Source organism: Amycolatopsis sp. NPDC039088 (assembly GCF_055598845.1).
On the sequence record NZ_JBVKAE010000020.1, the window covers coordinates 37395 to 60381 of the forward strand.

Genomic DNA, 22987 nt, shown 5'->3' on the forward strand with positions numbered 1-22987 from the left:
GTACAGACAGGTCAGACTAAGTCAGCTGTGAGGGGAGTATTCCTTCGCGGCGGTGTCGTCAGCACGGTGGTCTTCGCAGGCCCCCGGCACCGTCGGCCGGTCTCGTACCGGCGGAAGAGACCTCCGGTTAGTTGCTGCTGCGCACTATCCGGAGGGTTGGTCAGATGTCTGTTCCTTTGTGGCTATGGATCGCGACGGTCGGCGGTCTGCTCGCGCTGATCGCGCTCGACCTCGTCATCGTCGATCGCAAGCCACATGAGGTCACCACCGGCGAAGCCGCGCGATGGGTCATCTTCTACGTCGCCGTCGCCGTGGCCTTCGGGATCGGCGTCTGGATCTTCGCGGGGCACGACCCCGGCGTCGAGTTCTTCACCGGGTATATCACCGAGTACTCGCTGAGCGTCGACAACCTGTTCATCTTCATGATCATCATGACCTCGTTCAAGGTGCCCGCGATCCATCAGCACCGGGTGCTGCTGATCGGCATCCTGCTCGCGCTCGCGATGCGCAGTGTGTTCATCGCCGTGGGCGCCGCGCTGATCGCGCAGTTCGTCTGGGTCTTCTTCCTCTTCGGCGCCGTCCTCATCTGGACCGCGATCAGCATGATCCGGAACAAGGACGAAGACGAGGAGTACGAGGAGAACGCGCTCACCCGCTGGGTGCGCAAGCTGTTCCCCGTCACCGACGAGTGGCACGGCCACAAGTCCTTCGTGAAGAAGGACGGCAAGCGCTGGATCACCCCGATGTTCCTGGTGATCGTCGCGATCGGCAGCGCGGACCTGTTGTTCGCCGTCGACTCCATCCCGGCGATCTTCGGCATCACCCAGGAGGCGTTCCTGGTCTTCACCGCCAACGCGTTCGCGCTGATGGGCCTGCGCCAGCTGTACTTCCTGCTCGGTGGCCTGGTCACCAAGCTGGTGTACCTCTCCTACGGCCTCGCGGTGATCCTCGCCTTCATCGGCGCCAAGCTGTTCCTGCACGCGCTGCACGAGTACCACGTGGTGCCGGACTGGCTGGACATCAACAACTGGGTCTCCCTGGGTGTCATCATCGTGGTCCTGACGGTGACGACCCTGGCCAGCCTCGCGAAGGCGAAGAAAGTGGAAGCCGCCGAGCGGGAGTCTTCGATCAGTAGTTAGAGCTGCTAAGGATCGGGTACCGTCGGGGCCGTGCGTCCCGTTGACATCGAAGCCCTGACGGTCCCCGGCACCCCCGCGCTGCGCGGAGACCTGCTGCTCACCGCCGTGAGCAGGCCTGATCTGAAGACGAACAGTTACCGCGGTGGCCTGCGCAAGGTCGACCTCGGCGGCGGCGGGGAAGGGCCTTGGACCCACGGGACCAAGGACTCCGCCCCCGCCATCTCCCCGGACGGCCGGTGGGTCGCCTTCCTCCGCGCGGGGGAAGGTTCCGGGCGTGCGGCCAAACCGCAGGTACACGTCATCGCCGCGGCGGGGGGTGACGCGAAGCGGATCACCGACCTTCCCCTCGGCGCGAGCGCGCCGGTCTGGGCACCCGACTCCCGCCGGATCGCCTTCGTCGCCCGTGTGCCCGAGCCGGGCCGCTACGGCACGGAGAACGCGGACGGCGAGACCCCGGAGCCGCACGAAGAAGCGCCGCGGCACATCACCAACCTCTTCTACCGGGTCGACGACATCGGCTTCCTCAACGACCGTCCACAGCGACTGTTCGTCGTGGACGCCGTCGCCGCGCTGGACGAGTCCTCGCCGGCCGAGCTCACTCCGCTGACCGACGACCGGGCAGACGTCGAACATCCATCCTGGACGGTCGACGGCGAGTACGTCCTGATCGTCGCGCCCCGTGACTGGGCGATCGAAGACACCGTCCGCTCGGACGTCTACGCCGTACCCGCCGGGGGCGGCGAACCCCGCCTGCTGGTCCGGACCCCGGGCACCGCGGCCAAACCGGTCTCCGCGCCGGACGGCTCGATCCTGTTCTACGGCACCGAATTCCCCGGCCTCGAGGAGATCGCCCGCAACACCGGGCTCTATCAGGCGCCGTGGCCTGACGGCGACCAGCCGTCGTCCCCGCGCCGGCTGACCGACGTCGAAACGGTGGACTGCGACAACGCGGCAGGCCCTCCGGTCGTCGTCGGCGACGAGGCTCTCGTCGTGGTCCGCACCCGCGGCGCCGCGGAATTGCGCGCCGTTCCGCTCGACGCCGAGCAGGCGGAGCTGAAATCGTTGCGGTACCTGGCGGGCGAGTTCGCCGCGGTGAAGGCGTTCGCCGTCGACGGTACGCGGATCGCCGCGGTCGTCGGGACGCCCGAGAGCGCCGGTGACGTCGTGCTGCTGTCCGAAGTGGACGCTGAGCCCCGTGTGCTGACCGACTACTCGAAGGCGTTGCGGGACACCGGGATCCGGCCGCTGGAGGAGCTGGACGCGACCGCCTCCGACGGCTACCCGGTGCACGGCTGGGTCGTCCGGCCCGAGGGCGATGGCCCGCATCCCGTGGTACTGATGATCCACGGTGGACCGTTCGCGCCGTACGAATGGAAGGTCTTCGACGAGGCGCAGGTGCTCGCCGAGGCGGGCTATGCCGTCATCCTGGGCAACCCGCGCGGCTCCGCCGGTTACGGCGAGAGCCACGGTCGCAGCATCGTCCACGGCTTCGGCACCGTGGACGCGCTGGATCTGCTGACCTTGCTGGACGAAGCGCTGAAACTGCCCAACCTGGACAGTGACCGCGTCGGCGTGATGGGTGGTTCGTACGGCGGTTTCATGACCAGCTGGCTCGCCGCGCACCACGGCGGCCGGTTCCGCGCCGCGTGGAGCGAACGGGCGGTCAACGCGCACGACTCGTTCACCGGCAGCTCGGACATCGGCTGGTTCTTCGCCGAGGGCTACGTCGGCAGCGATGTCGAAGAGCAGCGCAAGCGCAGCCCGCTGACCTACGCGGGGAAGATCGACATCCCGTTCATGGTCGTGCACTCCGAGCAGGACTGGCGGTGCCCGCTGGAGCAGGCGCAGCGGATGTACGTGGCGCTGCGGCAGAACGGCACCCCCGCCGAGTTCCTGCTGTTCCCGGGCGAAGGGCACGAACTCACCCGTTCGGGGCAGCCGCGGCACCGGGTGCAGCGGTTCGACGCGGTGCTGGAGTGGTGGGGCCGCCACCTCTGATCTTCGGGTCACCAGATGTTATGAACGGGACTTTCATCGCAAATTTTGCGATGAAAGTCCGTTCATAACACGGGGGTCAGCTCAGCAGCGTGTAGTTCAGCTCTTCGCACACCCGGCCCAGCGGGACGTCGAGCCCCGGGTGGTCGAGGGGGAGCAGCACGTCCGGCGCGACCGGCAGCGAGTCCCCGGCAGGCGGATCCCACAGCGCGAGCGCGGGACCGCCGGAATCCATGGACGAGCGGTACCAGACGCCGTCGAGGTCGCCGAAGGCGGCGCGGATGGCGCGTGCCCAGGCCTGGGTGATCTTCTTCGGGCCGCTGGAGATCTCCTGCGAGGCGCCGACACGGGTCGGCCACAGGCCGGCGAGGTCGAGCAGCCGCAGGGTGCGGGTCGGCCGGACGACGACCAGCCGCGGGCCGCGGGATTTGCGGTCGACCGTCGAGGTGGTCTGGAAGACCTCGGCGATGCTGGTGCGCACGGTGAGACCGAAGTACAGGACACCGTTGCCGGGGTCGGTCACCGGGCGCCCGCCACGACCGGGGGTCTGCGGGTCGAAGCGGCCGTGCGGGAGCGGGCCGCTGTAGCGGAACGAATTCCACTGCTGGGGGTGGTTGCCGTGCGCGGTGAAGATCCTGACCAGCCTGGTGCCGGGATGCACCGTCACCACGTCGCTGGTGCGGTGCAGCTCCTTGACCAGGACAGAGCGTGCGGGCGGCAGGGGAAGCCGGGCCATACCTCGGGAGTCGTCCGTCCTTGTCGGGTGATCTTGCTCGGTGGGGTCAGCCTACGGCCTACCCCCGACTGGAATTTTCCGTCGTCGGGCAGAACACGCTCAGAACGGGGACCCGAGGGTGGCCACCAGCTTGGCGACGTGCTCGGGGTCGCCGCCGGAAAGCAGCCATTGGCGCGGGGTGGCGGGGTGGTCGTTGATCACCAGATCGGTCTGCGGCGTGCTCATGAACGCGGCGACGACGAGCGCGGGCTGGTCCTCGGGGACCGCGCGCAGCACGATCTCCAGGCCGGGCAAGACGCCGGAGCCGGTGAACTGCCAGGACGGCAGCCGCCAGCCTTGGTCCTTCCAGCCGGTGAGCCTGCCCTCCTTGAGGCGGTGGCGGATGCGGCTGTCGTCCACACCCAGCGCCTTCGCCGCTTCCAGCACGCTCAGCGCTGAATCGGCCAGGACGGCGTGCGCGGCGACGGTACGGGCACGGAAGTCCGGTTCGTCCTCGCTGCGGGGCGAGAGGTCCAGGCCGACGTCGGTGAGCGCGGCGCGCTGATCCGCCGAGAAGTAATGCGACGGATCGGGGTTCGGCGGGGACAGCTTCCGCGCCGCGTCCTCCACGAGGTTCAGGAACTCGTTGGCGTCGACCTTGAGGCCGGCCTTGGCGAGGACGTTCTCGAGCGCTATGGACATACCGCCTAGAGTAACGCGTCTGTGCGGGTTCGTGCGGTCTCATCTCGATTTCGTGGGTGAATTCACCAAAGATGAACACAGAGTGCACGGGATCAAACACGCGCAGTAGGTAATTTCGCCATAGTGTGCCCGGATCGGGCGGCCTTGTCCAGGTATCCCGGCTTGACAGGGCGTGAAAGGGAACTTACCTTCCGAATGGTAATCGATTTCTTCCCACCGCTTCGGAGAACCCGGCTGGTGTGGAGCCGGCTTGGGGGAACAAGGGGGTGGGGCGTTCCTGGGCGGCCGGTGCGAGCCGGTCGCCCAGGCACGTCGTGCGCACCGCTTACTCGCGCCGTGAACTCCGGCGCACGATCAGCTTCGCCTGCAGCGTGGTCGTCGTGGCCTTGCGCGTGCTGTCGCCGATCCGGGCGAGCAGCAGCTCGGCGGCGACCTTGCCCACCTCGTTCGCCGGCTGCGCGACCACCGTCAGCGGCGGATCGATCAGCGTGGTCCACGGCGCGTCGTCGAAGGACACGATTCCCACGTCCTGCCCGGAGCGCAGTCCGCGTGAGGCCAGTGCCTCCAGGACGCCGATCGCCATCGTGCTGTTGCCGATCAGCAGCGCGTCCGGCGGCTCCGGCTCGTCGAGCAGGCTGAGCGCGGCGAGCCTGCCGCCCTCGGCCCGGAATTCGGCACGCCGGGTGAGCGCGTTCTCCACGCCGACGGCGTCGGTGTAGCCGGCTAGCCGGTCTTCGGCGGTCCGTACCCCTGGCGGCCCGCTGACGCACGCGACCCGCCGGTATCCGCCGTCGAGCAGGTGGCGCGTCGCGTCGCGGGCGGCGAGCCGGGTGTCGACCAGCACCTGGTCCCCGGTGCTCTCCCGCAGCGGCCGGTCGACGGCGACCACGGGCGTGCCACGCTGAGTCAGCCTGTCGACGTTGGTGGCCCGGCCGGTGGGGGAGAGCACCACGCCGGCGACCCGCTCCTGGAGGGCGACGTCGATGTAACGCCGCTCCTTCTCCTCGTTGTCGTCCGCGTTGCACAACACGACCGAGTAGCCCGCCGTCTGCGCGATGTCCTCCACGCCGCGGGCGATCGCGGTGAAGAAGGGGTTCTCCACGTCGGAGATGATCAGCGCGAGCACCGCGGTCTCCTGACGGCGCAGATTCCTCGCGAGCCCGTTCGGGTGGTATCCCAATTCCGCGGCGGCGGCCTGCACCCGTGCCGCGAGCACCGGATCCACAGTGGACTTTCCGTTGAGCGTCCTCGACACGGTCGCCGTCGAAACCCCGGCCTTCGCCGCCACGTCGTTGATGGTGGCCACCGCGACCTCCCCTTCTGCAGGTGTCTTGACACCTTCGCACGGGAAGAATAGCTTGGCCGACAATCGTTACCATCCGCTGATCGCGCTAGTCGCTTTGATCGCGTTGATCGCGCTTCGAAGTTCGGAGGTGCCGTGGGCGACCCGGGCCTGGTGCTCGGCATCGACATCGGCACCTCGAGTTCCAAAGGTGTCCTCGTCGATTCCCGGGGCGCCGTGGTGGCACGAGCGTCCCGGCCGCACGAAACCTCCCGTCCCCGTCCCGGCTGGTTCGAGCACGACGCCGAAACCGTGTGGTGGCAGGATTTCCTCGTTCTGGCGAGGGAACTTTCGGCGGGGGCCGGGGATCATCCCATCATCGGGGTGTCGGTCAGCGGGATCGGGCCGGTGCTGCTCCCCGCGGACGCTTCCGGTAAACCGTTGCGTCCGGCGATCCTTTACGGCGTCGATACCCGTGCGCACGACGAAATCCGGGAATTGACCCGGGAATTCGGCGAAGAATCCATTGTGGAACGCGGTGGGAGCGCACTCGGCTCGCAGGCCGTCGGGCCGAAATGGCGATGGCTCGCCAAGAACGAACCGGATGTGTTCGAACGCGCGAAACTCTTCCTGATGGCGAGTTCGTTCCTTGTCCTGCGCCTCACCGGTGAATACGTCCTCGACCACCATTCCGCGAGCCAATGCGACCCCCTGTACGACCTGCGCGAGGCGCGGTGGGCGCCGGACCGGGTCGCCGCGATCGCCCCCGGCATCGAACTACCAAGGCTCGCGTGGCCGACCGAGGTGGTCGGCGCGGTCACCGCCGAGGCGGCCGCGCAGACCGGGCTGCCGCGAGGAATCCCGGTGACGGCCGGGACGGTGGACGCCTGGGCAGAGGCGACCAGCGCCGGCGTCACGTCTCCGGGGGACACGATGCTCATGTACGGCACCACGATGTTCCTGATCCAGGTGTTGTCCGATCCCCGCCCCGGGCCGGGGTTGTGGACGACCCGCGGTGTGTTCCCCGGCAGCTATTCGCTCGCGGCGGGGATGGCCACCTCGGGTGCGATCACCGACTGGCTGCGGGATCTCGTCGGCGGCGGGTTCGGGGAGCTGGCCGCGGCGGCGGGCGAGGTCCCGGCCGGCGGCCGCGGGTTGCTGATGCTGCCCTACTTCGCCGGAGAACGGACACCGATACCGGATCCGGACGCACGCGGCGTCCTCGCCGGGCTCACCACTTCCCACGGCCGCGCCGAGCTGTACCGCGCGGCGCTGGAAGGGACGGCGTACGGGGTGCGGCACAACCTCGAAGCCATGCGGGACGCCGGTGGCGGCACGCGCCGGTTCGTCGCCGTCGGCGGCGGGACGCGGGGCGGGGTGTGGACGCGGATCGTCAGCGACGTCGCGCGGATCGACCAGGAGATCCCCGCGGAAACCATCGGTGCCGCGTTCGGCGACGCCGTTCTGGCGTCCATCGCGCTGGGCCGGGAACCGGACGTCGAAGCGTGGAACCCGGTGGCCGAGATCGTCCGCCCCGGCGCGGACGCCGACGTCTACGACGAGTTCTATCCGCACTACCGCGCGCTCTACCGGTCCACAGTGGACATCGCTCACTTCCTGGCGCGGAAGAATTCGCTCGCCTTCACCCCGGAGAATTCCCGGCAATCCCGACTCAGGTGAGCTTGATCGGCGTAGCCCGCCGAGAACGCCAGCGAAGCGAGGTTCGGTGCGCTCCCGGCCAGCCCGATGGCGCGCTGGAACCGGGTGACGCGCAGGTATGTCGCCGGGCCGTAGCCGACCGCGAGGGTGAACCGCCGCCGTAACTGCCGTTCGCCGAGGGTGAAGCGCTCCAAGGCGGCCGAAACCCCGGGGACGCCGTGGTCCAGCCTGGCGATCAACGCCGCGATCTCGCGGTCGGCATGCCCGGCTCGGCGCTCCGCGACGACGTCGGTCAGCGAGGCGGCGCCGGAGACCACGCGCTCGGCCAGCAGCTCGCCCTCCTTGCCCCAGAGGTCGCCGAGGGGAACACGCTGATCCCGCAGTTCGTCGGCGCCGAGCCCGAGGACGTCGCGCGCTCTGCCGGGTGCGAACCGCACGCCGTGAGCCCGTTTTTCCCAGGTCCAGGCCGTGGTGTCCGGTCCGGCGACGAAGACCTCGTCGCCGCTCTCGACCAGGTCGACGCAGCCGTCGGGCACGATCCGCTTCGGCGCCTGGCCGGTGTCCTCCCACAGGCAGCGCACGACGGCGCTCAGCACGCTGGGGGCCGTCGTCTCCCGATACACGGTTGCCATGATGCCCCAGTGTTACGACAGAATCAGGCCGTGCCGGAAGCAGAGATCGACTCACTGGCCTGGATCCACGTCCGCGACCGCCGTCTGCTGTCGGTGCGGACCGAGGGAAAGGCCAAGTTCTACCTGCCGGGAGGCAAGCGCGAACAGGGGGAGGGTGACGTCGCCGGGCTGTGCCGGGAGATCAGGGAGGAACTCGGCGTCGAGCTCGACCCGTTGAGCTTCCGCTTCTTCGCAGTGCTGAGCGAACAGGCCGATGGCTACGCGGACGGCCGCCGGGTCCGGATGACCTGTTACACCGCCGAGCATCGCGGCGAACCCGAGCCCGGCAGGGAGATCGCGGAGTCGGCCTGGCTCACTTCGGCCGACGCCCACCTGTGCCCGCCTGCAGGGCAGCGTGTGCTCGGGTTGCTCGCGGACGCCGGTCACGTGGACTAGGTATCACTCAAAGTGAGCCATCCGGCTCAGCCTGTTTACGCCGACAGCTCGATGACCAGCCGTTCCCGATCTTCGGGACACCCAAAAGGGTGAATATCGGGTTTCTTCCCGATAACGGCTAACGCGGAGTCACCTTCGAACGAGAAGTAGTCGACGCACTTGCTGGAAGTGCGCTCGGACGAGAGAAGACCTCTCCATGAGTGTTCCCACCGCGACCCCTTCGGCATCGGCGCCGGCATCGGGGGCCCCGGGCAGGCTGAAGCCGCTCGGGACGGTCGTGGTCGTGCTGGGTGTGATGGTCGTCGCCGTCACCCTGACCAGTTACGTACTCCCGAAGGCGTCGCGGCCGGTGCAGAGCCCGCCCGCGCCGCGGGTCGAACAGGCCGCGGCCGCCGTGCGGACGGTGACGCATTCGGTCGTCTACGAGCTTTCCGGCGCGGAGGGCGCGCAGAACGTCACCTACGTCGCGCAGGGCTCCGAACTCATGCAGAAGACCGATGTGGCGGCGCCGTGGAGCACCACCTTCGAGCGCGCGAGCCAGGAAGACCGCGACGAGTTCTACAGCGTCTCCGCACAGGGCTCGGGCCGTGGCGCGTTGAAGTGCCGGATCGTCGTCGACGGGGTGGTCGTCAGCGACCACACCGCCCCCGCCCCGGGCGCGCCGGTGACCTGCACCGCGTAGTTCCCCGCTCCGACCGCCTTTCTGCGGCAGGATCACCGGCGTGACTGATGGTGCGATCGCCTTCGGCCCAGTGCTGGCCGTGGTCCTCGCCGTGCTGGCGATCTTCGGCGCGGCCGTCGTGCATTTCGGGCGGCTGGGGCAGGGCAGGGCGGTGCTGTTCGCCGCCGCGCGCGCCGTGGTGCAGCTCGCCGTCGTTTCACTGGTGATCGTCGGGATCCTGAAATCCGGCTGGCTGACCGGCGGTTTCGTGCTGCTGATGTTCGCGATCGCGGCGGTCACCTCCGCGCGCCGGATCGGCGTGCCGAAGGATCTGGGGTGGGTCGCGCTCGCCATCGCGTCCGGCGTGGTGCCGGTGCTGGCGCTCGTACTCGCGGCCGGGGTGGTCCCGTGGCGGCCCATCGCGGTCGTGCCGATCGCCGGGATCGTCATCGGCGGCGCGATGTCCGCGACCTCCCAGGCCTCGCGGCGCGCGCTGGACGAACTCTCGTCACGGCACGGCGAGTACGAAGCCGCGCTGGCACTGGGTTTCCCGCGGCGCCCGGCGGCGCTGGAGATCTGCCGTCCCTCGGCGGGGCAGGCGCTGATCCCCGCGCTCGACCAGACCCGCACGGTCGGCCTGGTGACCTTGCCCGGCGCCTACGTCGGTGTCCTCCTCGGTGGCGCCGGGCCGGTGCAGGCCGGGGTGACGCAGGTGCTCGTGCTCATCGGGTTGCTGGCCGCGGAGGCCGCCGCGGTCCTGGTCGCCGTGCACCTGGTCGCGGCGGGCCGGATCAGCCGAGAGGTGACTGAAGATGCGACGTGTCGTTGAACCGTCGCACCATCCAGTCGTCGCCGGAGACCACCAGATGTGAGATCGAGCCGTTGTCCGCCCCGAGGAACGCGAACCGGTTCTTCGCGGCGCTGGCCTGCGCGAAGACCTCGCCGATGACGCCGCCGTGGGTGAACACGGCGATCCGCCGGTCCGGGTTGGCCGCCGCGAGCCTGCCGATGGCCGCCCTGATCCGGCCGCCGAACGACTCCATCGTCTCCGCGCCCGGGATGACGTCCCAGCGCTGCTCGCGCCACAGCTGTTCGACGATCGGGTGGCCTTCGTGGGTGTAGCGCCGGAAAAGCCCGTTCTCCCAGTCTCCGAGGTGGATCTCCCTCAGGTCCGGCTCGACCTCAGGTGTGAGTCCGAGCTTCGCCGCCAAGGGCGCCGCGGTCTGCGGCGTCCGGCGCAGCGTCGTCACGTACAGCGCGGAGATCCGCTCGTCCGCGAGACGGCGCCCCACTCGTTCGGCGTGGTCCCTGCCCTCCGGCGCGAGGTCCGGATCGGCCTGCCCGTCGACGAGGTCGAACGGCGCGCTGCCCTTCGCCGGGGCCGATTCTCCGTGGCGGACAAGGAAGATCTCGGTCGCGCCGGGCGGGGGTGAGAAGCGGTGCTGGCGGTACTCGACTTCCTGCTCAGGGGTGCTCATGCTTCGGACGATACCGAGCTACCCCAGTTGTTTGTCCACGAAGCACCAGCGCCAGGTCTCGCCGGGCTCGTGGCTGCGCATCACCGGGTGCAGGGTCTCGTGGAAGTGCTCGGTCGCGTGTTTGCCCGGCGACGAGTCGCAGCAGGCCACGTTCCCGCATTTGACGCATTCGCGCAGATGCACCCAGGTCATCCCGTTCTCGACACAGACCGCGCATTCGTCGGGCGTATCAGGCTGGACCTCCGGCCAGCTCTTGGTCAGATGCTTGCAGGATCCCTTCGTCGCGGCGGGCGTGCGCAGTTCGCGATCGGAGTCCGGCACGGTCTCCTCCTCCCTGTCCAGCATGGATTCCTCGATATCGAGGCGTTCGAGGATCCGGCGCAGGACATCATCATCGGCCATACCGGAGTCGCGCGCCTCCAGGAACTTCGCCCGTTCGACTTCGAGCAGTCTCAGCCGCAGGCGCCGGTACGCGTCGCTCGGCGTCTCGGTCAGCGTGCTCTGCCTGCCGAGTTCTTCCCAAGCCGAATCGGACCGGTGCTGCAGACGGCTGCGCAGGCGCTCGACGATGTCGTCGGGGTCTTCAGGAGTCCGGATCTGCTCCAGTTCCTCGATCGCGGCCCGCGTCATGTCGTTGAGCACGGCCGCCTCCTGCAGCGCGTCCTCGGCGGGATCCGGCGGCGGCAGTTTCAGGCGCCGCACCAGCACCGGCAGCGTCGTGCCGTGCAGCACCAGCGTTCCGGCCACGACGACGAACGCGACCAGTACCAGCACGGCCCGCTGCGGGGTGTCGGCGGGCAGCACGAACGCCGCCGCGAGCGTGACCACCCCGCGCATCCCCGCCCAGGCGATCACCGCCGAGTACCGCCACGGCCAGGCGTGACGGCGGAACACCCGCCGCGCCAGGCCGATGCCTGTCATCCAGACGATGCGGGTGACGACCGTCGCGGCGAGTGTGGCGGCACAGATCACCACCAGCTGGAACCAGCTCAGCCCGCTGTGGCCGACCTCGGTCATGATCCGCCGGACCTGCAGGCCGATCAGCAGGAAGACGATGTTCTCCAGCAGGAACTGGATGGTCTGCCAGTTCAGCCTGCTCGCCAGCCGGGACCGGCCGGAGAGCATGCTCGGCGCCTTGTGCCCGAGGATCAGGCCCGCGACGACGACGGCGATCACCCCGGAACCATGGATCGCCTCGGCGGCGATATAGGCGACGAACGGCACCACCAGCGAAAGCGCGGTGTCGGTGACCGGATCTTCGAGGTGGGTGCGGATCATCGCGGCGAGCGCGCCGACGGCGAACCCGATCACCAGCCCGCCGCCCGCGGCGAGCAGGAAATCCCCGCCGACCTGCAGCAGGCTGACCGAACCGGCGATGGCCGCGATGGCGGTCCGCAGCGCGACCAGCGCGGCCGCGTCGTTGAAGAGGCTCTCGCCCTCCAGCAGCCGGGTCAGTTTGCGCGGCATCCCGACCTTACGGGCGACCGCGGTGGCCGCGACCGCGTCGGGCGGGGCGACCACCGCGCCGATCGCGAGCCCGGCGGCGAGCGGCAGGCCGGGGATCACCAGCCACGCCACCACACCGACCGCGGCCGTGGTGAAGATGACGAGCCCCACCGACAGCAGCAGGATGGGTCCGCGGTTGCGGCGGAAGTCGATCAGCGACGTGCGGATCGCGGTCGCGTACAGCAACGGGGGCAGCAGCCCCAGCAGGACGACCTCCGGGTCCAGTTCGTACTCCGGGACGCCGGGGACGTACGAGGCGACGACCCCGACCGCGATCAGGCACAGCGGCGCCGACCAGTCGAGTTTCCGCGCCGCGGCGGTGACCAGGAGGACGGCCACCACCAGTGCCACGAGTTCTACCGCGATCTCCACGCCGCTCATCATCACCCGAGGGCCGCGGTGCGCGCGCACCGAGGCAGGGCTACCGCTGTTCGATCCGCACCAGGTTGCCCGCCGGGTCGCGGAAAGCGCAGTCACGGACGCCGTGGGGCTGGTCGATGGGTTCCTGGACGACGTCGGCGCCGGTCGCCTGGATCCGGTCGAACGTCGCGTTCAGGTCCCGGGTGGCGAGCAAGATGGTCGCGTAGCTGCCCTTCGCCATCAGTTCGGTGATCGTGAGGCGTTCCTCGTCGGTGAGCTCCGGATCGGTGACGGGCGACTGGAGCACGATCGACGTCCGCGGCTGTCCTGGCGCGCCGACGAGGACCCGGTCCGGGTCTTCCTCACGTACTTCGAAGCCCAGAATGTCGCGATAGAAGGAAAGTGAAGCCTCGAGATCGTCGGCGGGGAGGAAGGACGCGTGAATCGAGAGGGTCATGCGACTCAAGGTAGGTCGGCGCGCGGGGGAGCCGCTTCTTTATTCCTGATCGGCCGCATGACCTGTTTGACGACGCAGCCGGGCATGCCGCGGCCTTCTTCCGCCGCCTGCTTGCGGTAGGCGCTCGGCGAGATGCCGACCAGTTCGGAGAACCGCGTGCTGAAGGTGCCGAGTGACGAGAAGCCGACGTCGAAGCAGACCTCGGTGACCGACATGTCCCCGCGTCGCAGCAGCATCATGGCCCGCTCGATTCGGCGGGTCATCAGGTAGCTGTAGGGCGACTCGCCGTACGCCGCCCGGAACTCGCGGCTCAAGTGCCCGGCGGAAACGTGGACGCCACGCGCCAGCGCCTCGACGTCGAGCGGCTGCGCGTAGTCACGGTCGATCCGGTCGCGGACGCGTCGCAGCATGGCGAGGTCACGCAGGCGCGGGTCGGGTTTACCGGTCACCCGGAAAGCGTAACCCACGCCGATACGCCGAAAGGCCCCTTCACCGGCGGCGAAGGGGCCTTTGGCGACTCCCGTGCTAAAGCGTGATCTTGTCGACGTTGGGGCCGCCGTTCGCCGTGGTGGCGACCGCCTTGATCTTGTTCACCCCCGCCGCCAGGGTCACCCGGACGGTTTTCGTCGTCCAGGTCGGCCACGCCCCGGTGCCGCCGAAGGCGACACCCGACGCGCTGACCGAGCCGTTGACGGAGAAGTCCAGCGGTCGGCTCGTCGTCGTCCCGTTGGCGTACCGGACGACGACGTCGTAGGTGCCCGCCGACGGCGCGGTGACGGTCCACTCGACCGAGCTGCCCGCCACGTTGTCGTAGTTGACGAACCCGGTGCCGGTGTAGCCGGCGTGGTTGGACTCCACCGCGCCCTGGACGATTGTGGCGTCCTCGGCCTGGTAGTCGACCGGGTTGCCCGGACCGGGGCCGGAGCCGTCGGCCGGAACGGTCTGCGTCCCGGTGTTCCAGCCGGAGACCCGCACCGAAGGCTTGGAGCCCTTGAGGTCCGCCGTGCGGTACTTCGCGGTCAGCGTGGTCGTTTCACCCGGCCACAGGCTCACCGCGTTGTCGTTCCACTCGACCGGGAGGACCGGCTTGCCCGCGGAATCCACCACGTGCGTGTCGACGTAGAACGCCGGTATCTTGCCGCCCGAGGTGTTCTTCAGCGTCACGGTCGTGGTGGTGGTGCCGTCGGCACCGGCGACCGAGTTCGCCGTCGCGCCGACGGCCGCCTGGCCGAGGTTGTTCAGCCCGGACAGGTCCGCGAAGGCCGACTGAGGGGTGTAGTACCAGTCGCTGCCGCCCCAGTTGAGCGTGTCCGCCTTGGTGGAGAGCCAGTACACGTTCCGGCTGACCTCCTTGCCGGACGAGTCGGTGAGCACCAGCTTCGCCAGATAGGTCGTCGACAGCCCGCTCACCGCCGGAACGGTGACCGCGGTGGCCTTGGCGCCCAGCGCGCCGACCGACAGCCCGGTCTTGGTGTTGCTGTACTTCTCCGTGCCGTCGAGGTTGTACAGCTTCGTGGTCGCCGTCAGCCCGTTCACCGCGTTCGACGTCTGGTTGATCACCACGACCGAACGGTTGTCGTGCGAGTACTGGATGTGCAGCGGCTCGTTGGCCTTCTTCGCACCGTAGTAGGCGCCGTTCTGGTCCATGTAGGCGTCGAACAGCTGCCAGTGCAAGGAGGTCCACGGGCTGTTGAGCATCCAGTAGATCAACCCGGTCGACGGGTTGGTCGAGTCGGTGTAGTTGCGCGAGTGCGATTCGAACTCCGCGCGGACGTTCTCGTACTGCGCGAGTTGCGCTTTCCGCACGAAGTCGTTCAGGTTCGCCGCCGCGCCATACCGTTTGGTGAGCGCGTCACCGAACAGCTTCAGGTTCGCGAACGTCGACGACGAGGAACGGTGATACTGCGGTGCGGACGGGTCCTTCCACATCGTTTCCAGTTCGCTCGGCGACATCATCCGCTTCAGTGTGTCCATCGTCGGGATGTCGACGCCGGCGCTGGTCTCCGAGTTGAAGCTCCAGGCGCCGCCACGCTCCTTTTGCGACTTGTCGTACCAGTAGACCGGCGGGACATAGTCGTACGGGCCGTTCATCTTCATCCCGGACGCGCCCGTGATCGGGGACGGCCGCTTCGACGCCGACGGGATCACCGGGGGCGTGAAGTCCGCGGCCTTCATCGCGTCGAGATAACCCTGCTCGATCCGCCTGTCCGGCGCGAAGTCGCTGCCGATGTGGAAGGAGATGACGCTCGGGTGGTCACGCAGTCGCTCGGCCTCGGAGAACATCGAAGCCTTGGCGATCGGGTAGTCCGATTCGACCCAGGGCTCGCCCTTCTCCTCGCCGTTGACCTGGCCTTCCCACTTGTCGCAGCATTCCCAGCCGGGCATCGTCAGCACGCCGAGGTCGTCGGCGAGGTCGAAGAACTCGTCCGGTTCGATGTGCCCTTCCAGCCGGACCGTGTTGAGTCCGAGGTTCAGCACGTACTTGAGCTTGTCGGCCGCCGCGGTCGCGTTCCAGCGCAGGAACAGATCCGGCGTGTAGCCGCCGCCCCTGATCAGCAACGGTTTGCCGTTGACGCTGTACTGCCGTGCGCCGCTGGAGTTCAACGGCGCCTTGACGTCGCGGACACCGAACTTCGACTTCGAGGTGTCCGACGGCGCGCCGCCGACGCTCGCCGTCAGGTCGAGTTCGTACCGGTGCTGTGAGCCCATCCCGGCCGGCCACCAGAGGTCGGGGTTGTCGAGACCGATCACCGGGAAGGTGACGGTCTTGCGCTCCTTGGCCGCCAGCGAGACGGTCTGGCTGACCGGCTTGCCCGCGACCGTGCCGGCCACGGTGGTCTGCACCGCGTTCGCCGTGTCGTTGCGGACGTCGGCCTTCACCGTGAGGTCGGCGTGGTCGAGTGACGAGTTCAGTTTCTGGACCACGTGCGCGCTGCGCAACGCGACCGGGCCGCCGCGACGGACGAGGACGTCACGGACGATGCCCATGTTCTGGTCCGGCGGGGTCTGCGCCCAGTCGATCCAGCCCATGGAGAGGTCGTTGTTGGGATCGTTGGGGTAGACCTTGAAGGCGACGCTGTTGACGCCCGCGCGCACGTGCGCGGTGATGTCGAGGTCGTGCCGCGTGTAGGCGCCGTTGACCTGGTCCTTCGTCGCGATCCTCGTGCCGTTGACCCAGACGTCGGCCTTCGAGAGCACACCGCTGAAGTCGAGATAGGTGCGCGACGAGGTGTCCTCGACGTTGAGGTCGGTCCGGTACCACCACGGCACGGAGAACTGTGCCGCCGGGACGTTCTTCATGTTCGTCGAGTAGAACGGGTCGGCGTATTTGCCGTTCTGCAGCAAACCGGCGTAGACCGTCGACCGCGACGACACCGGGTACCAGCCGGAGGCGGGGAAGCCCGGCTTCGACACCGCCGAATCGTCGCTGACCTGTGCCGAGGACTGGATCACGTAACCGGGGATGGGGGTGGCGTTGCCCGCGGCGGCGCCGACGGTCAGCGGCACGGCCACTTCCGCGCCGGTGGCGGCGGGAGCGGTGGTCACCCCGCAGACCGCGGCGGCCAGCGCGGTGACGGTCATGGCCAGTAACGGGATCCGGGTTCTGTTCTGCCGAAAACTCACGAGCGCGCCTCCTCGGGCACACGGCGGCGGACCTGGGGTGGATATCGTTAAGAAAGTTCCCTAACAATTGGGTGCGATAGTAGCCGCCTCGTCACGTGGGGAACAGACCCTCGTGAGGGGTTTGTGGGACGCGCGCCGTTAGTGTCCTGATCGTGGAGCCCTCGTACAAGGAAGACTGGGAAATCCCAGGTGGCGCCTGCGACGAGAACGAGCCGCCGTGGCGCACGGCCGAGCGTGAGATCGCCGAAGAACTCGGCATCACCCGTTTGCCTGGCAGACTGATCGTCATCGACTACATGTCCTCCGGCGGCCGGCTGCCCGAAGGACTCGCGTTCATCTTCGACGGCGGTGTCATCGCGGACGCCGAGGTCGCCGAGTTCGACTTCGTGGACCTGGAGATCGTCTCCGCGGCCTTGATACCCGTGGCGGAGGCGACGCGGAAGCTGAGCCAGGTGCTCGCGCGTCGAGTCGCGGTGGCACTCGGCGCCGTCCGGTCCGGCGGCCTGGTGCCCTGCGAAGACGGCCGCCCGGTCAGCTGACGGGCGCCACGTAGATCCACTTCCCGTCCACGCGGACGAAGTGACTGTTCTCCTGCATGCTGCCGGCTCGGCGGTCCTGCCGGTAATGGGCTCGGAACTCTACGGTGCCCTCGTTCTCCAGCAGGCCTCCGCCGGTCTTGCCGAGGATCTCCAGGAACGTCCAGCGCTGTCCCGGGTCAAGTTCAAGGTCCGACGGCCGCGTGTCCGGGTGCCAGGTACTGGTGAGGTACGCGGTGTCGCCGACGGCGAACGCGCTGAACCGCGACCGCATCAGGAGTTCGGCGGTCGGAGCTGTCGCGGTTCCCCGGTGGAAGCGGCCGCAGCAAGCGCCGTAGGGCTCGCCGAGGCCGCACGGGCAACGGGATTCGTCGGTGATCGCGGGCACGACGGCGATTGTGTCATCGCGCCGCCGCGACGGTTTCGAGGTCCCGTGCCTCCTTGAGCCAGCCGGTGAACAGATCGGCGTCGATGTCGGCGAGCGAGCGCAGTTTGACGTGCGCCATCTCGCGAGCGCTCGCCTCCAGCCTGCCTGACTCGTCGTTGACGAGCTGTCCCTTCCAAAGGGCGAAGGTGACGTACGACGAATACGCCTTCAGTAGGCAGACGAGGTTCTTTCCCGTGGCTTCGCCCGCGCTCCAGGTGGGGGAACCGTAGTACATCGCCTCGATGGAGCCCGGTAGGGCGGCGTTGACGATCGGTCGCAGCGCGGTCGCGACCTCGCGCAGAGTTTCGGGCAGGGCGGCGATGTAGTCGTCGACGTTCGCGAACTTGGCCATGACTGGATCCCTTCGGTCGGTGTGCTGCGCTCAGCTAACCGCCCGAAGGTTGAAGTTGTCAAGACAAAAAAATTATTCGGTGAGCGGGCTAGTGCCCATGGCGTCGCATCCATAGCGAGCTACAGCAGAACTCGCACGGCTCGAGCTCGCCGGGTGCGACCGAACCCCAGGCGAGGCGGACGATGTCGTGGACGTTCTTGCCCTGACGATGCGCCCGGCCCTGGCCTTTGCGCAGCCAAGTGCAGTCCGGATCGTTGTGATAGGCGTTCCCCTCCCCGGTCCGGTAGCCGTGGGGCAGGACGTTCGGCGGTGGCTTCCGGCACAGCGAACACCACGAGATCGGCATGTCGTGAACGCATTCGGCTTCTTTGGCCTGCGCCTCGGGCTGTGCCGGGATTTCGGCGCCGGTACCGGTGTCGTCGAGCACGCCCCACCAGAGGAAGTCGCGGGCGCGGGTAGCTGCGACCAAATGCTGCCTGCCGCGTAGCTCACGGCGTTCCTCTTCGGCCTGCGTCCCGGTCACGCTTTCGCGGACGTTCTCCAGCACCAGCACCGCCTGGAAGTCGAGCCCCTTGGCGCGGTGCACGGTCCCGATCTTGAGCTTGCCGTCGGCTTCGCCGGTGTAGTTCTCCAGCGCCAGCGTGGCTATCCCCGCCGCGCGCAGAATTTCGGCGCACCTGCTCAGGTCCTTGTGATGGAAGACGATCAGCGCCGCGTGATCCCGGTCGACCGGCAGGGTTCGAACGGCGTCGGCCAGGGCGTCAGGAAGATCGCGTGAGGTGCCACGCCAGGTCACGGTGGAGCCGCCCTCGCTGGCCGATTCGGCCGCGCGCAAGGTGACTCCGTCCGCGCCGTCGAGGTCGTCCACCCGGTTCGTGGCGTCGAACCGCTGCGCGAAACCCAGCACCTCGGCGCGGTTGCGGTAGTTGACCTTCAGGATCTCGCCGCGGCCCTGGATCGGGATACCGGCGTCGGACAGCCGCCAGCCTCCGGGATACACCTGTTGCTGCCCGTCGCCGACCAGCAGGAGTTTGTTCGGTCCGTCGCCGGCCAGTTCCCGCAACAGCTTCAAGCCGCCCAGCGTGATGTCCTGGACCTCGTCGACGACAACCGCCGCGTACGGCGTTTCGAGCGGGCGTCGCACGAGTTCGGCGTGGCCCAGTTCGATCAGGTCGTTGTAGTCGTGCAGGCCCTTGTCCGCGAGTCCGCGCTGATAGTGCTCGTAGAGGCCCCAGACGTGTTCTCTCTGGCTCGCGTTGAGCGGCAGGATCCGGCCTCGGCGCGCGGCCGCTACGTAGCCGTCGAGCGTTGTGATCCCGCGACCTTTGATCACCCGGTCCAGTTCCGTGCGCCAGTAATCGACGTTCGGTTCGATGAGCTGCAGCCGCTCGCGGTAAGCCATCCACGCGAAGCTGAACACCGTGCCGATCTTGCGCCGGTCGACGTTCACCGGTACACCCCGCTCGGCGAGGAATCGGCGGACCCAGCCGTGCAGGTTCGTGAACTCGGCTCGGCCCTCCAGTTCCGGTGCAAGCCGGTCGAAGGCCGTCTTGACCACCGACGGCAGCGAGTGGACGTAGGTGGTGAACAGCAATGGGCCGGTGCTGAGCCGGGCGAGATGCCTGAGCCGGTGCAGCGCGACGACCGTTTTGCCGGTCCCCGCCGGGCCGCTGATCCGCGCGGGGCCCGAGTAGTCGCGTTTGACGATGGCGTTCTGCCGCGGATGCAGGAAAGTGAGCCAGGAATCGAACGACCGTCGCTGTGCCGCACCGAGCTGGTCTTCGATCAGTTCGGACGGGTCCAGCAGCCCATCCGCTTCCGGAGCGCGATCCAGCTGCTGGACGGCCAAAGGACGGTAACCGCGGAGGCGTCGTTCCGCCTGCTCCGCGATGCGGGCGACCAGCCGCTGGTCGAGGTGGAGCGCGTCGCGCCGGAAGACGCGGTCGAGGCTGGATTCGGTCAGTGACCAGTAGATGCCGTCCTGGTGGGCCTTGCCCATACCCGAGCCGATCACCGCGAGGTGGATCGCGCTCTCGGCCAAGGAACGGCCAAGCGGTCCGGGGATCCCGGCGAAGCGCTCCTTCGCGTGGCGCAGAACTTGGCGCACGGCTTCGTCGTCCGGGTCCTTGTCGGTGATCAGGAGAGCGAGGACGCCGGTACGTCCGATCAGGAACGCGTCAGCGCTCCGGCCGTCGTTCGACGGCAAAGCCAGATTGACCAGCAGCCGCCAGCCCGCGCCGGTCCGGCTGAGCAGAGCGGTGAGGACATTGCGTTGCAGCGAATCCAAACCGGTGAAGGTTCTCTCCAGAAGCTGCCTGGCTTGGGCTTCGAGTCGCCTTCTCGAGTATTCGCTCCTGCTCACGTACGGTCCGTTCCTTTGGTGATGGTCAAGGTGCGGGGAATTCGACGGCGATCTCGACGGCCGTCTCCAGCGTCGCTTCGCTCGGCCGCCCGGCGACGCGAGCCGACTCGGCGATCACGACCAGTTTCCGGTCGAGGCGCGAGTCGTAGTCTTCGCCGGTGAAGCGCTCTCCGTGCTGTCCCTCGCCGAGGAGGGCGACATTGCCGGTGCCGTCCTTGTCGACGAGCCGTTTCAGATCGGCTGCTTCGTTCGCCTTGGGCATCTTCACCCACGCGACGGACACGGCGATCTTGTTGCCGGACCCGTCATCGACGGTGACGACCAGGCGGTCGAGATCGACGCAGGGGTGGCGCAGGAAGAAACGCTGGACTTCGCCGAAGGAATGCGGGCCGCATTTCAGCTCGCGTTTCGCGATCTTCTTGAGCTGACGCCAGCCGAGGCGCTGCCATGCTTCGGAATGGCGACCCTTCTGCGCGGATTTCTTGCTGGCGGTTTTGCCTTTGACGGCTTGGCTCGCGGCGGAATCGAGGGAGGCGGCGGTGCCGCCGCTCAAGCCGCTCCCGGCGGCCACGGCGACTCCGACCGCCGCCGCGCCGACGCCGTACTTGTATTTGATCCAGCGGCCATCCGGGCCACGTGGCTGATTCACCATGAGGCGTTCCGTCCCCTCCCAAGTCCGGAACGGACGATCCTGCACCGGGCACCGACACGACGTGGAGATCTTCGTGTCGAATACGCCCGAATAGCCCAGCCGATCTCCGGGCTACCGCCGCTACCGAACAGTTCTTAAGCCTGTGGGCATGCCGAAGGGCCCGTCGCCGGTGTGGCTGGCGGGCTCTGCGGCTCATACAGGGGTCAAGCGGCGCGGTGGAGGGTGTTGCGCCGGGGTCTTCGTAGCGGATCCAGATACTGCGGCGGAATGAACTCCGGTATCCCGTCGCCCGCCATGCGGACCTGCCAGTCGCCGTGGTGGATCAGGCGGTGATGGAAACCGCAGAGCAGGGTGAGGTTGCGGAGGTCGGTGGGGCCACCGTCTGCCCAGTGATGAATATGGTGGGCGTGGCAGTTCTTGGGCCTGCGATGGCAGCCGGGGAACGCGCATCCGCCGTCCCGGATGTTCAGTGCGCGTCGTTGGCCTGGGGTGACGAACCGCCTTAGCCGTCCCACATCCAGGGGCTCGCCCGCGGCGTTCATCACGACCGGAAGCATGAGGCAGTCGCAGGCCGCGAGGCGGGCTTCGCGAGCGGTCATGGTCCCGACGAAGTCCAAGCACGCGGTGCCGAGACCCGACTTCAACTCTTCAAGGCCGATGGTGACGTGCACCAGGGTGCGATATCCGCTGGTGCCGGGCTGATCCGGGCACGCGATCGCGAGATCGAGTAGCTCGACCCACGCGTCACCTTGACGTTCGGCTTTGGTCCGCGGATCCGCTTGGCCGAATTCGTCGATCGGGCGAGGCCGGGCGTAGGCCTCGAGAGCGGCCGCCGTACGAGCCCCCGACTCGTCATCGAGCAGGCCATTGAGTTTCCAGAACCCGTCCTTGCGACGTTCCAGGGTGATTTCCCCGCGGGGTTCGGCCGGTTCGGGGTCCTTCGGTTCATTTCCGTCCGGGTCCAGCCATGCCAGCAGGTTCCCCTCGGCTTCGGCGAGCTGCCGCGGGCCGGCGTGCCGGGCGAGCTCGGCGAGGATCTTTTCCGCACTGTCGCGGTCTTCGGCGGATGTGTCGGCGGGAATCTTCTTCAGAATCCCCAAGATCTGCTCGATCCGTTCGTCCGCGACCAGACCCTCGGCGGCCACGGCGGCCGTCGCGGAGGCGACAGGGGGAACTTCCGTGCCGTCCAGGGCGCGGGTCGGGTTCAACGCGATCGCCCGGTTCACCACCGGACGCGCCTCGCCGAAGGAAAGCCCCGCCACGTCGGCGAACCACGTCACGGTACTGCCGTAGCCATACAAGTCTTTCGCGCCCCGGGAATCGATCTCGGCGAGATACCGCCCCAGCGCCGCGGAAGCCAGCCGTATCACCTGCAGGAAATGTTGCACGCCATGGGCAAGCTCCAGCTTGCCGGCGCGCCACAGCTCCTGCGGCAACTCGGGAAAAAAGGTCTCGGACACCTCTCGATAATACCAAATTGAGTCGAACATGTGTTCGTAATTTTAAGCGACAATGAACTCCTCGCATTGACCACTGAAGGGTGATATCGCCAGGTGAGGCGGCTACTGTGCGGCGCCGCAATTAGTCGACTAAGTGCGGTCCAGCGGCGGCGTCTGGGGCGACCAAGGCAAAGGAAGCGTAGCGACCGCCCTCGCCTAGCATCGGCACCATGACGACAGTGGAACTGACCCGTTTCAAGGTCCCGGCCGACCGCGCGGACGAACTGCTCCAGGCACGGACCGCGATGCTCGCCGACTTTCGGGCCGACAGGGAGGGCTTCCTCGACGCCCAGCTGATCCGGGTCGACGACGAAACCTGGCTCGACATCGTGTGGTGGCGTTCCTCCGAGGACTTCGCCGCGTCGCGGGAGAAGGGCGCGAACCTTCCGGGCATCAAGGCGTTCTTCGCGCCCATCACCGAATTGATCTCCGCCGAGGAAGGCACCACCGAGGACTACCGCCGCTAGGAACGCCCACATGCCGGGACGGGAAATATCGCCGTCCGCAAGCCGTT

Annotated in this window: 22 protein-coding genes; 8 read left to right on the forward strand and 14 right to left on the reverse strand. The window is 68.1% G+C overall.

Annotated elements, in window-relative coordinates:
* Positions 1 to 164: 164 nt before the first annotated feature.
* Positions 165 to 1139: a TerC family protein gene (locus ACZ7KI_RS24705; protein ID WP_470275458.1), complete on the forward strand. Its 975-nt coding sequence runs from the start codon at positions 165 to 167 to the stop codon at positions 1137 to 1139.
* Positions 1140 to 1169: 30 nt separating this feature from the next.
* Positions 1170 to 3137: a S9 family peptidase gene (locus ACZ7KI_RS24710; protein ID WP_470275459.1), complete on the forward strand. Its 1968-nt coding sequence runs from the start codon at positions 1170 to 1172 to the stop codon at positions 3135 to 3137.
* 76 nt (positions 3138 to 3213) lie between these two features.
* On the opposite strand, the gene ACZ7KI_RS24715 is transcribed toward ACZ7KI_RS24710, so the two are convergent.
* The 3 genes from ACZ7KI_RS24715 to ACZ7KI_RS24725 all read right to left on the reverse strand — a co-directional run bounded on the left by ACZ7KI_RS24715 (position 3214) and on the right by ACZ7KI_RS24725 (position 5857).
* Complete coding sequence (locus ACZ7KI_RS24715; protein ID WP_465505824.1) at positions 3214 to 3870, reverse strand: RES family NAD+ phosphorylase; 657 nt, start codon at positions 3868 to 3870, stop codon at positions 3214 to 3216.
* Between the two features lie 99 nt (positions 3871 to 3969).
* Positions 3970 to 4551, reverse strand: a complete 582-nt coding sequence (locus ACZ7KI_RS24720; protein ID WP_470275460.1) for a DNA-binding protein — start codon at positions 4549 to 4551, stop codon at positions 3970 to 3972.
* Positions 4552 to 4876: 325 nt separating this feature from the next.
* Complete coding sequence (locus ACZ7KI_RS24725) at positions 4877 to 5857, reverse strand: LacI family DNA-binding transcriptional regulator (protein ID WP_470275461.1); 981 nt, start codon at positions 5855 to 5857, stop codon at positions 4877 to 4879.
* A gap of 132 nt (positions 5858 to 5989) precedes the next feature.
* Between ACZ7KI_RS24725 and ACZ7KI_RS24730 the strand changes: the two genes are divergently transcribed.
* Complete coding sequence (locus ACZ7KI_RS24730) at positions 5990 to 7513, forward strand: FGGY-family carbohydrate kinase (RefSeq protein WP_470275462.1); 1524 nt, start codon at positions 5990 to 5992, stop codon at positions 7511 to 7513.
* On the opposite strand, the gene ACZ7KI_RS24735 is transcribed toward ACZ7KI_RS24730, so the two are convergent.
* Positions 7444 to 8124 carry a helix-turn-helix domain-containing protein gene (locus tag ACZ7KI_RS24735; protein ID WP_470275463.1) on the reverse strand — a complete coding sequence of 227 codons (681 nt, stop codon included), beginning with the start codon at positions 8122 to 8124 and terminating at the stop codon, positions 7444 to 7446. The genes ACZ7KI_RS24730 and ACZ7KI_RS24735 overlap by 70 nt on opposite strands.
* A gap of 30 nt (positions 8125 to 8154) precedes the next feature.
* On the opposite strand from ACZ7KI_RS24735, the gene ACZ7KI_RS24740 reads away from it, so the two are divergent.
* The 3 genes from ACZ7KI_RS24740 to ACZ7KI_RS24750 all read left to right on the forward strand — a co-directional run bounded on the left by ACZ7KI_RS24740 (position 8155) and on the right by ACZ7KI_RS24750 (position 10049).
* Positions 8155 to 8559: an NUDIX hydrolase gene (locus ACZ7KI_RS24740; protein WP_470275464.1), complete on the forward strand. Its 405-nt coding sequence runs from the start codon at positions 8155 to 8157 to the stop codon at positions 8557 to 8559.
* A gap of 196 nt (positions 8560 to 8755) precedes the next feature.
* Entirely contained in the window at positions 8756 to 9241 is a 486-nt protein-coding gene (locus tag ACZ7KI_RS24745; RefSeq protein ID WP_470275465.1) for an MmpS family transport accessory protein, read from the forward strand.
* Positions 9242 to 9281: 40 nt separating this feature from the next.
* Entirely contained in the window at positions 9282 to 10049 is a 768-nt protein-coding gene (locus ACZ7KI_RS24750; RefSeq protein ID WP_470275466.1) for an ABC transporter permease, read from the forward strand.
* On the opposite strand, the gene ACZ7KI_RS24755 is transcribed toward ACZ7KI_RS24750, so the two are convergent.
* The 5 genes from ACZ7KI_RS24755 to ACZ7KI_RS24775 all read right to left on the reverse strand — a co-directional run bounded on the left by ACZ7KI_RS24755 (position 10012) and on the right by ACZ7KI_RS24775 (position 16645).
* Positions 10012 to 10698 (reverse strand): histidine phosphatase family protein, encoded by a 687-nt coding sequence (locus tag ACZ7KI_RS24755; protein WP_470275467.1) that lies wholly within the window; start codon positions 10696 to 10698, stop codon positions 10012 to 10014. The genes ACZ7KI_RS24750 and ACZ7KI_RS24755 overlap by 38 nt on opposite strands.
* 18 nt (positions 10699 to 10716) lie before the next feature.
* Complete coding sequence (locus ACZ7KI_RS24760; RefSeq protein ID WP_470275555.1) at positions 10717 to 12585, reverse strand: Na+/H+ antiporter; 1869 nt, start codon at positions 12583 to 12585, stop codon at positions 10717 to 10719.
* 40 nt (positions 12586 to 12625) lie between these two features.
* Complete coding sequence (locus tag ACZ7KI_RS24765) at positions 12626 to 13021, reverse strand: VOC family protein (RefSeq protein WP_470275468.1); 396 nt, start codon at positions 13019 to 13021, stop codon at positions 12626 to 12628.
* Positions 13022 to 13026: 5 nt separating this feature from the next.
* Positions 13027 to 13431, reverse strand: coding sequence for a helix-turn-helix transcriptional regulator (locus tag ACZ7KI_RS24770; RefSeq protein WP_470275556.1), 405 nt, complete (start codon positions 13429 to 13431; stop codon positions 13027 to 13029).
* Between the two features lie 115 nt (positions 13432 to 13546).
* Positions 13547 to 16645, reverse strand: a complete 3099-nt coding sequence (locus ACZ7KI_RS24775) for a glycosyl hydrolase 2 galactose-binding domain-containing protein (protein ID WP_470275469.1) — start codon at positions 16643 to 16645, stop codon at positions 13547 to 13549.
* Positions 16646 to 16797: 152 nt separating this feature from the next.
* Between ACZ7KI_RS24775 and ACZ7KI_RS24780 the strand changes: the two genes are divergently transcribed.
* Positions 16798 to 17184, forward strand: coding sequence for an NUDIX domain-containing protein (locus tag ACZ7KI_RS24780; protein WP_470275470.1), 387 nt, complete (start codon positions 16798 to 16800; stop codon positions 17182 to 17184).
* Here ACZ7KI_RS24780 and ACZ7KI_RS24785 read toward each other — a convergent pair.
* The 5 genes from ACZ7KI_RS24785 to ACZ7KI_RS24805 form a co-directional block, all read right to left on the reverse strand.
* Positions 17177 to 17569: a YchJ family protein gene (locus ACZ7KI_RS24785; protein WP_470275471.1), complete on the reverse strand. Its 393-nt coding sequence runs from the start codon at positions 17567 to 17569 to the stop codon at positions 17177 to 17179. The two genes, ACZ7KI_RS24780 and ACZ7KI_RS24785, sit on opposite strands and share 8 nt — an antisense overlap.
* Positions 17570 to 17582: 13 nt before the next feature.
* Positions 17583 to 17960, reverse strand: coding sequence for a DUF1801 domain-containing protein (locus ACZ7KI_RS24790; protein WP_470275472.1), 378 nt, complete (start codon positions 17958 to 17960; stop codon positions 17583 to 17585).
* A gap of 88 nt (positions 17961 to 18048) precedes the next feature.
* Positions 18049 to 20247, reverse strand: a complete 2199-nt coding sequence (locus tag ACZ7KI_RS24795; protein WP_470275473.1) for a UvrD-helicase domain-containing protein — start codon at positions 20245 to 20247, stop codon at positions 18049 to 18051.
* A gap of 100 nt (positions 20248 to 20347) precedes the next feature.
* Positions 20348 to 20974: a hypothetical protein gene (locus ACZ7KI_RS24800; RefSeq protein WP_470275474.1), complete on the reverse strand. Its 627-nt coding sequence runs from the start codon at positions 20972 to 20974 to the stop codon at positions 20348 to 20350.
* 203 nt (positions 20975 to 21177) lie between these two features.
* A complete protein-coding gene (locus tag ACZ7KI_RS24805; protein ID WP_470275475.1) occupies positions 21178 to 22434 on the reverse strand; it encodes an HNH endonuclease signature motif containing protein in 1257 nt (418 codons plus the stop codon).
* 209 nt (positions 22435 to 22643) lie between these two features.
* Between ACZ7KI_RS24805 and ACZ7KI_RS24810 the strand changes: the two genes are divergently transcribed.
* Positions 22644 to 22940: an antibiotic biosynthesis monooxygenase family protein gene (locus ACZ7KI_RS24810; protein ID WP_470275476.1), complete on the forward strand. Its 297-nt coding sequence runs from the start codon at positions 22644 to 22646 to the stop codon at positions 22938 to 22940.
* Positions 22941 to 22987: the final 47 nt, after the last annotated feature.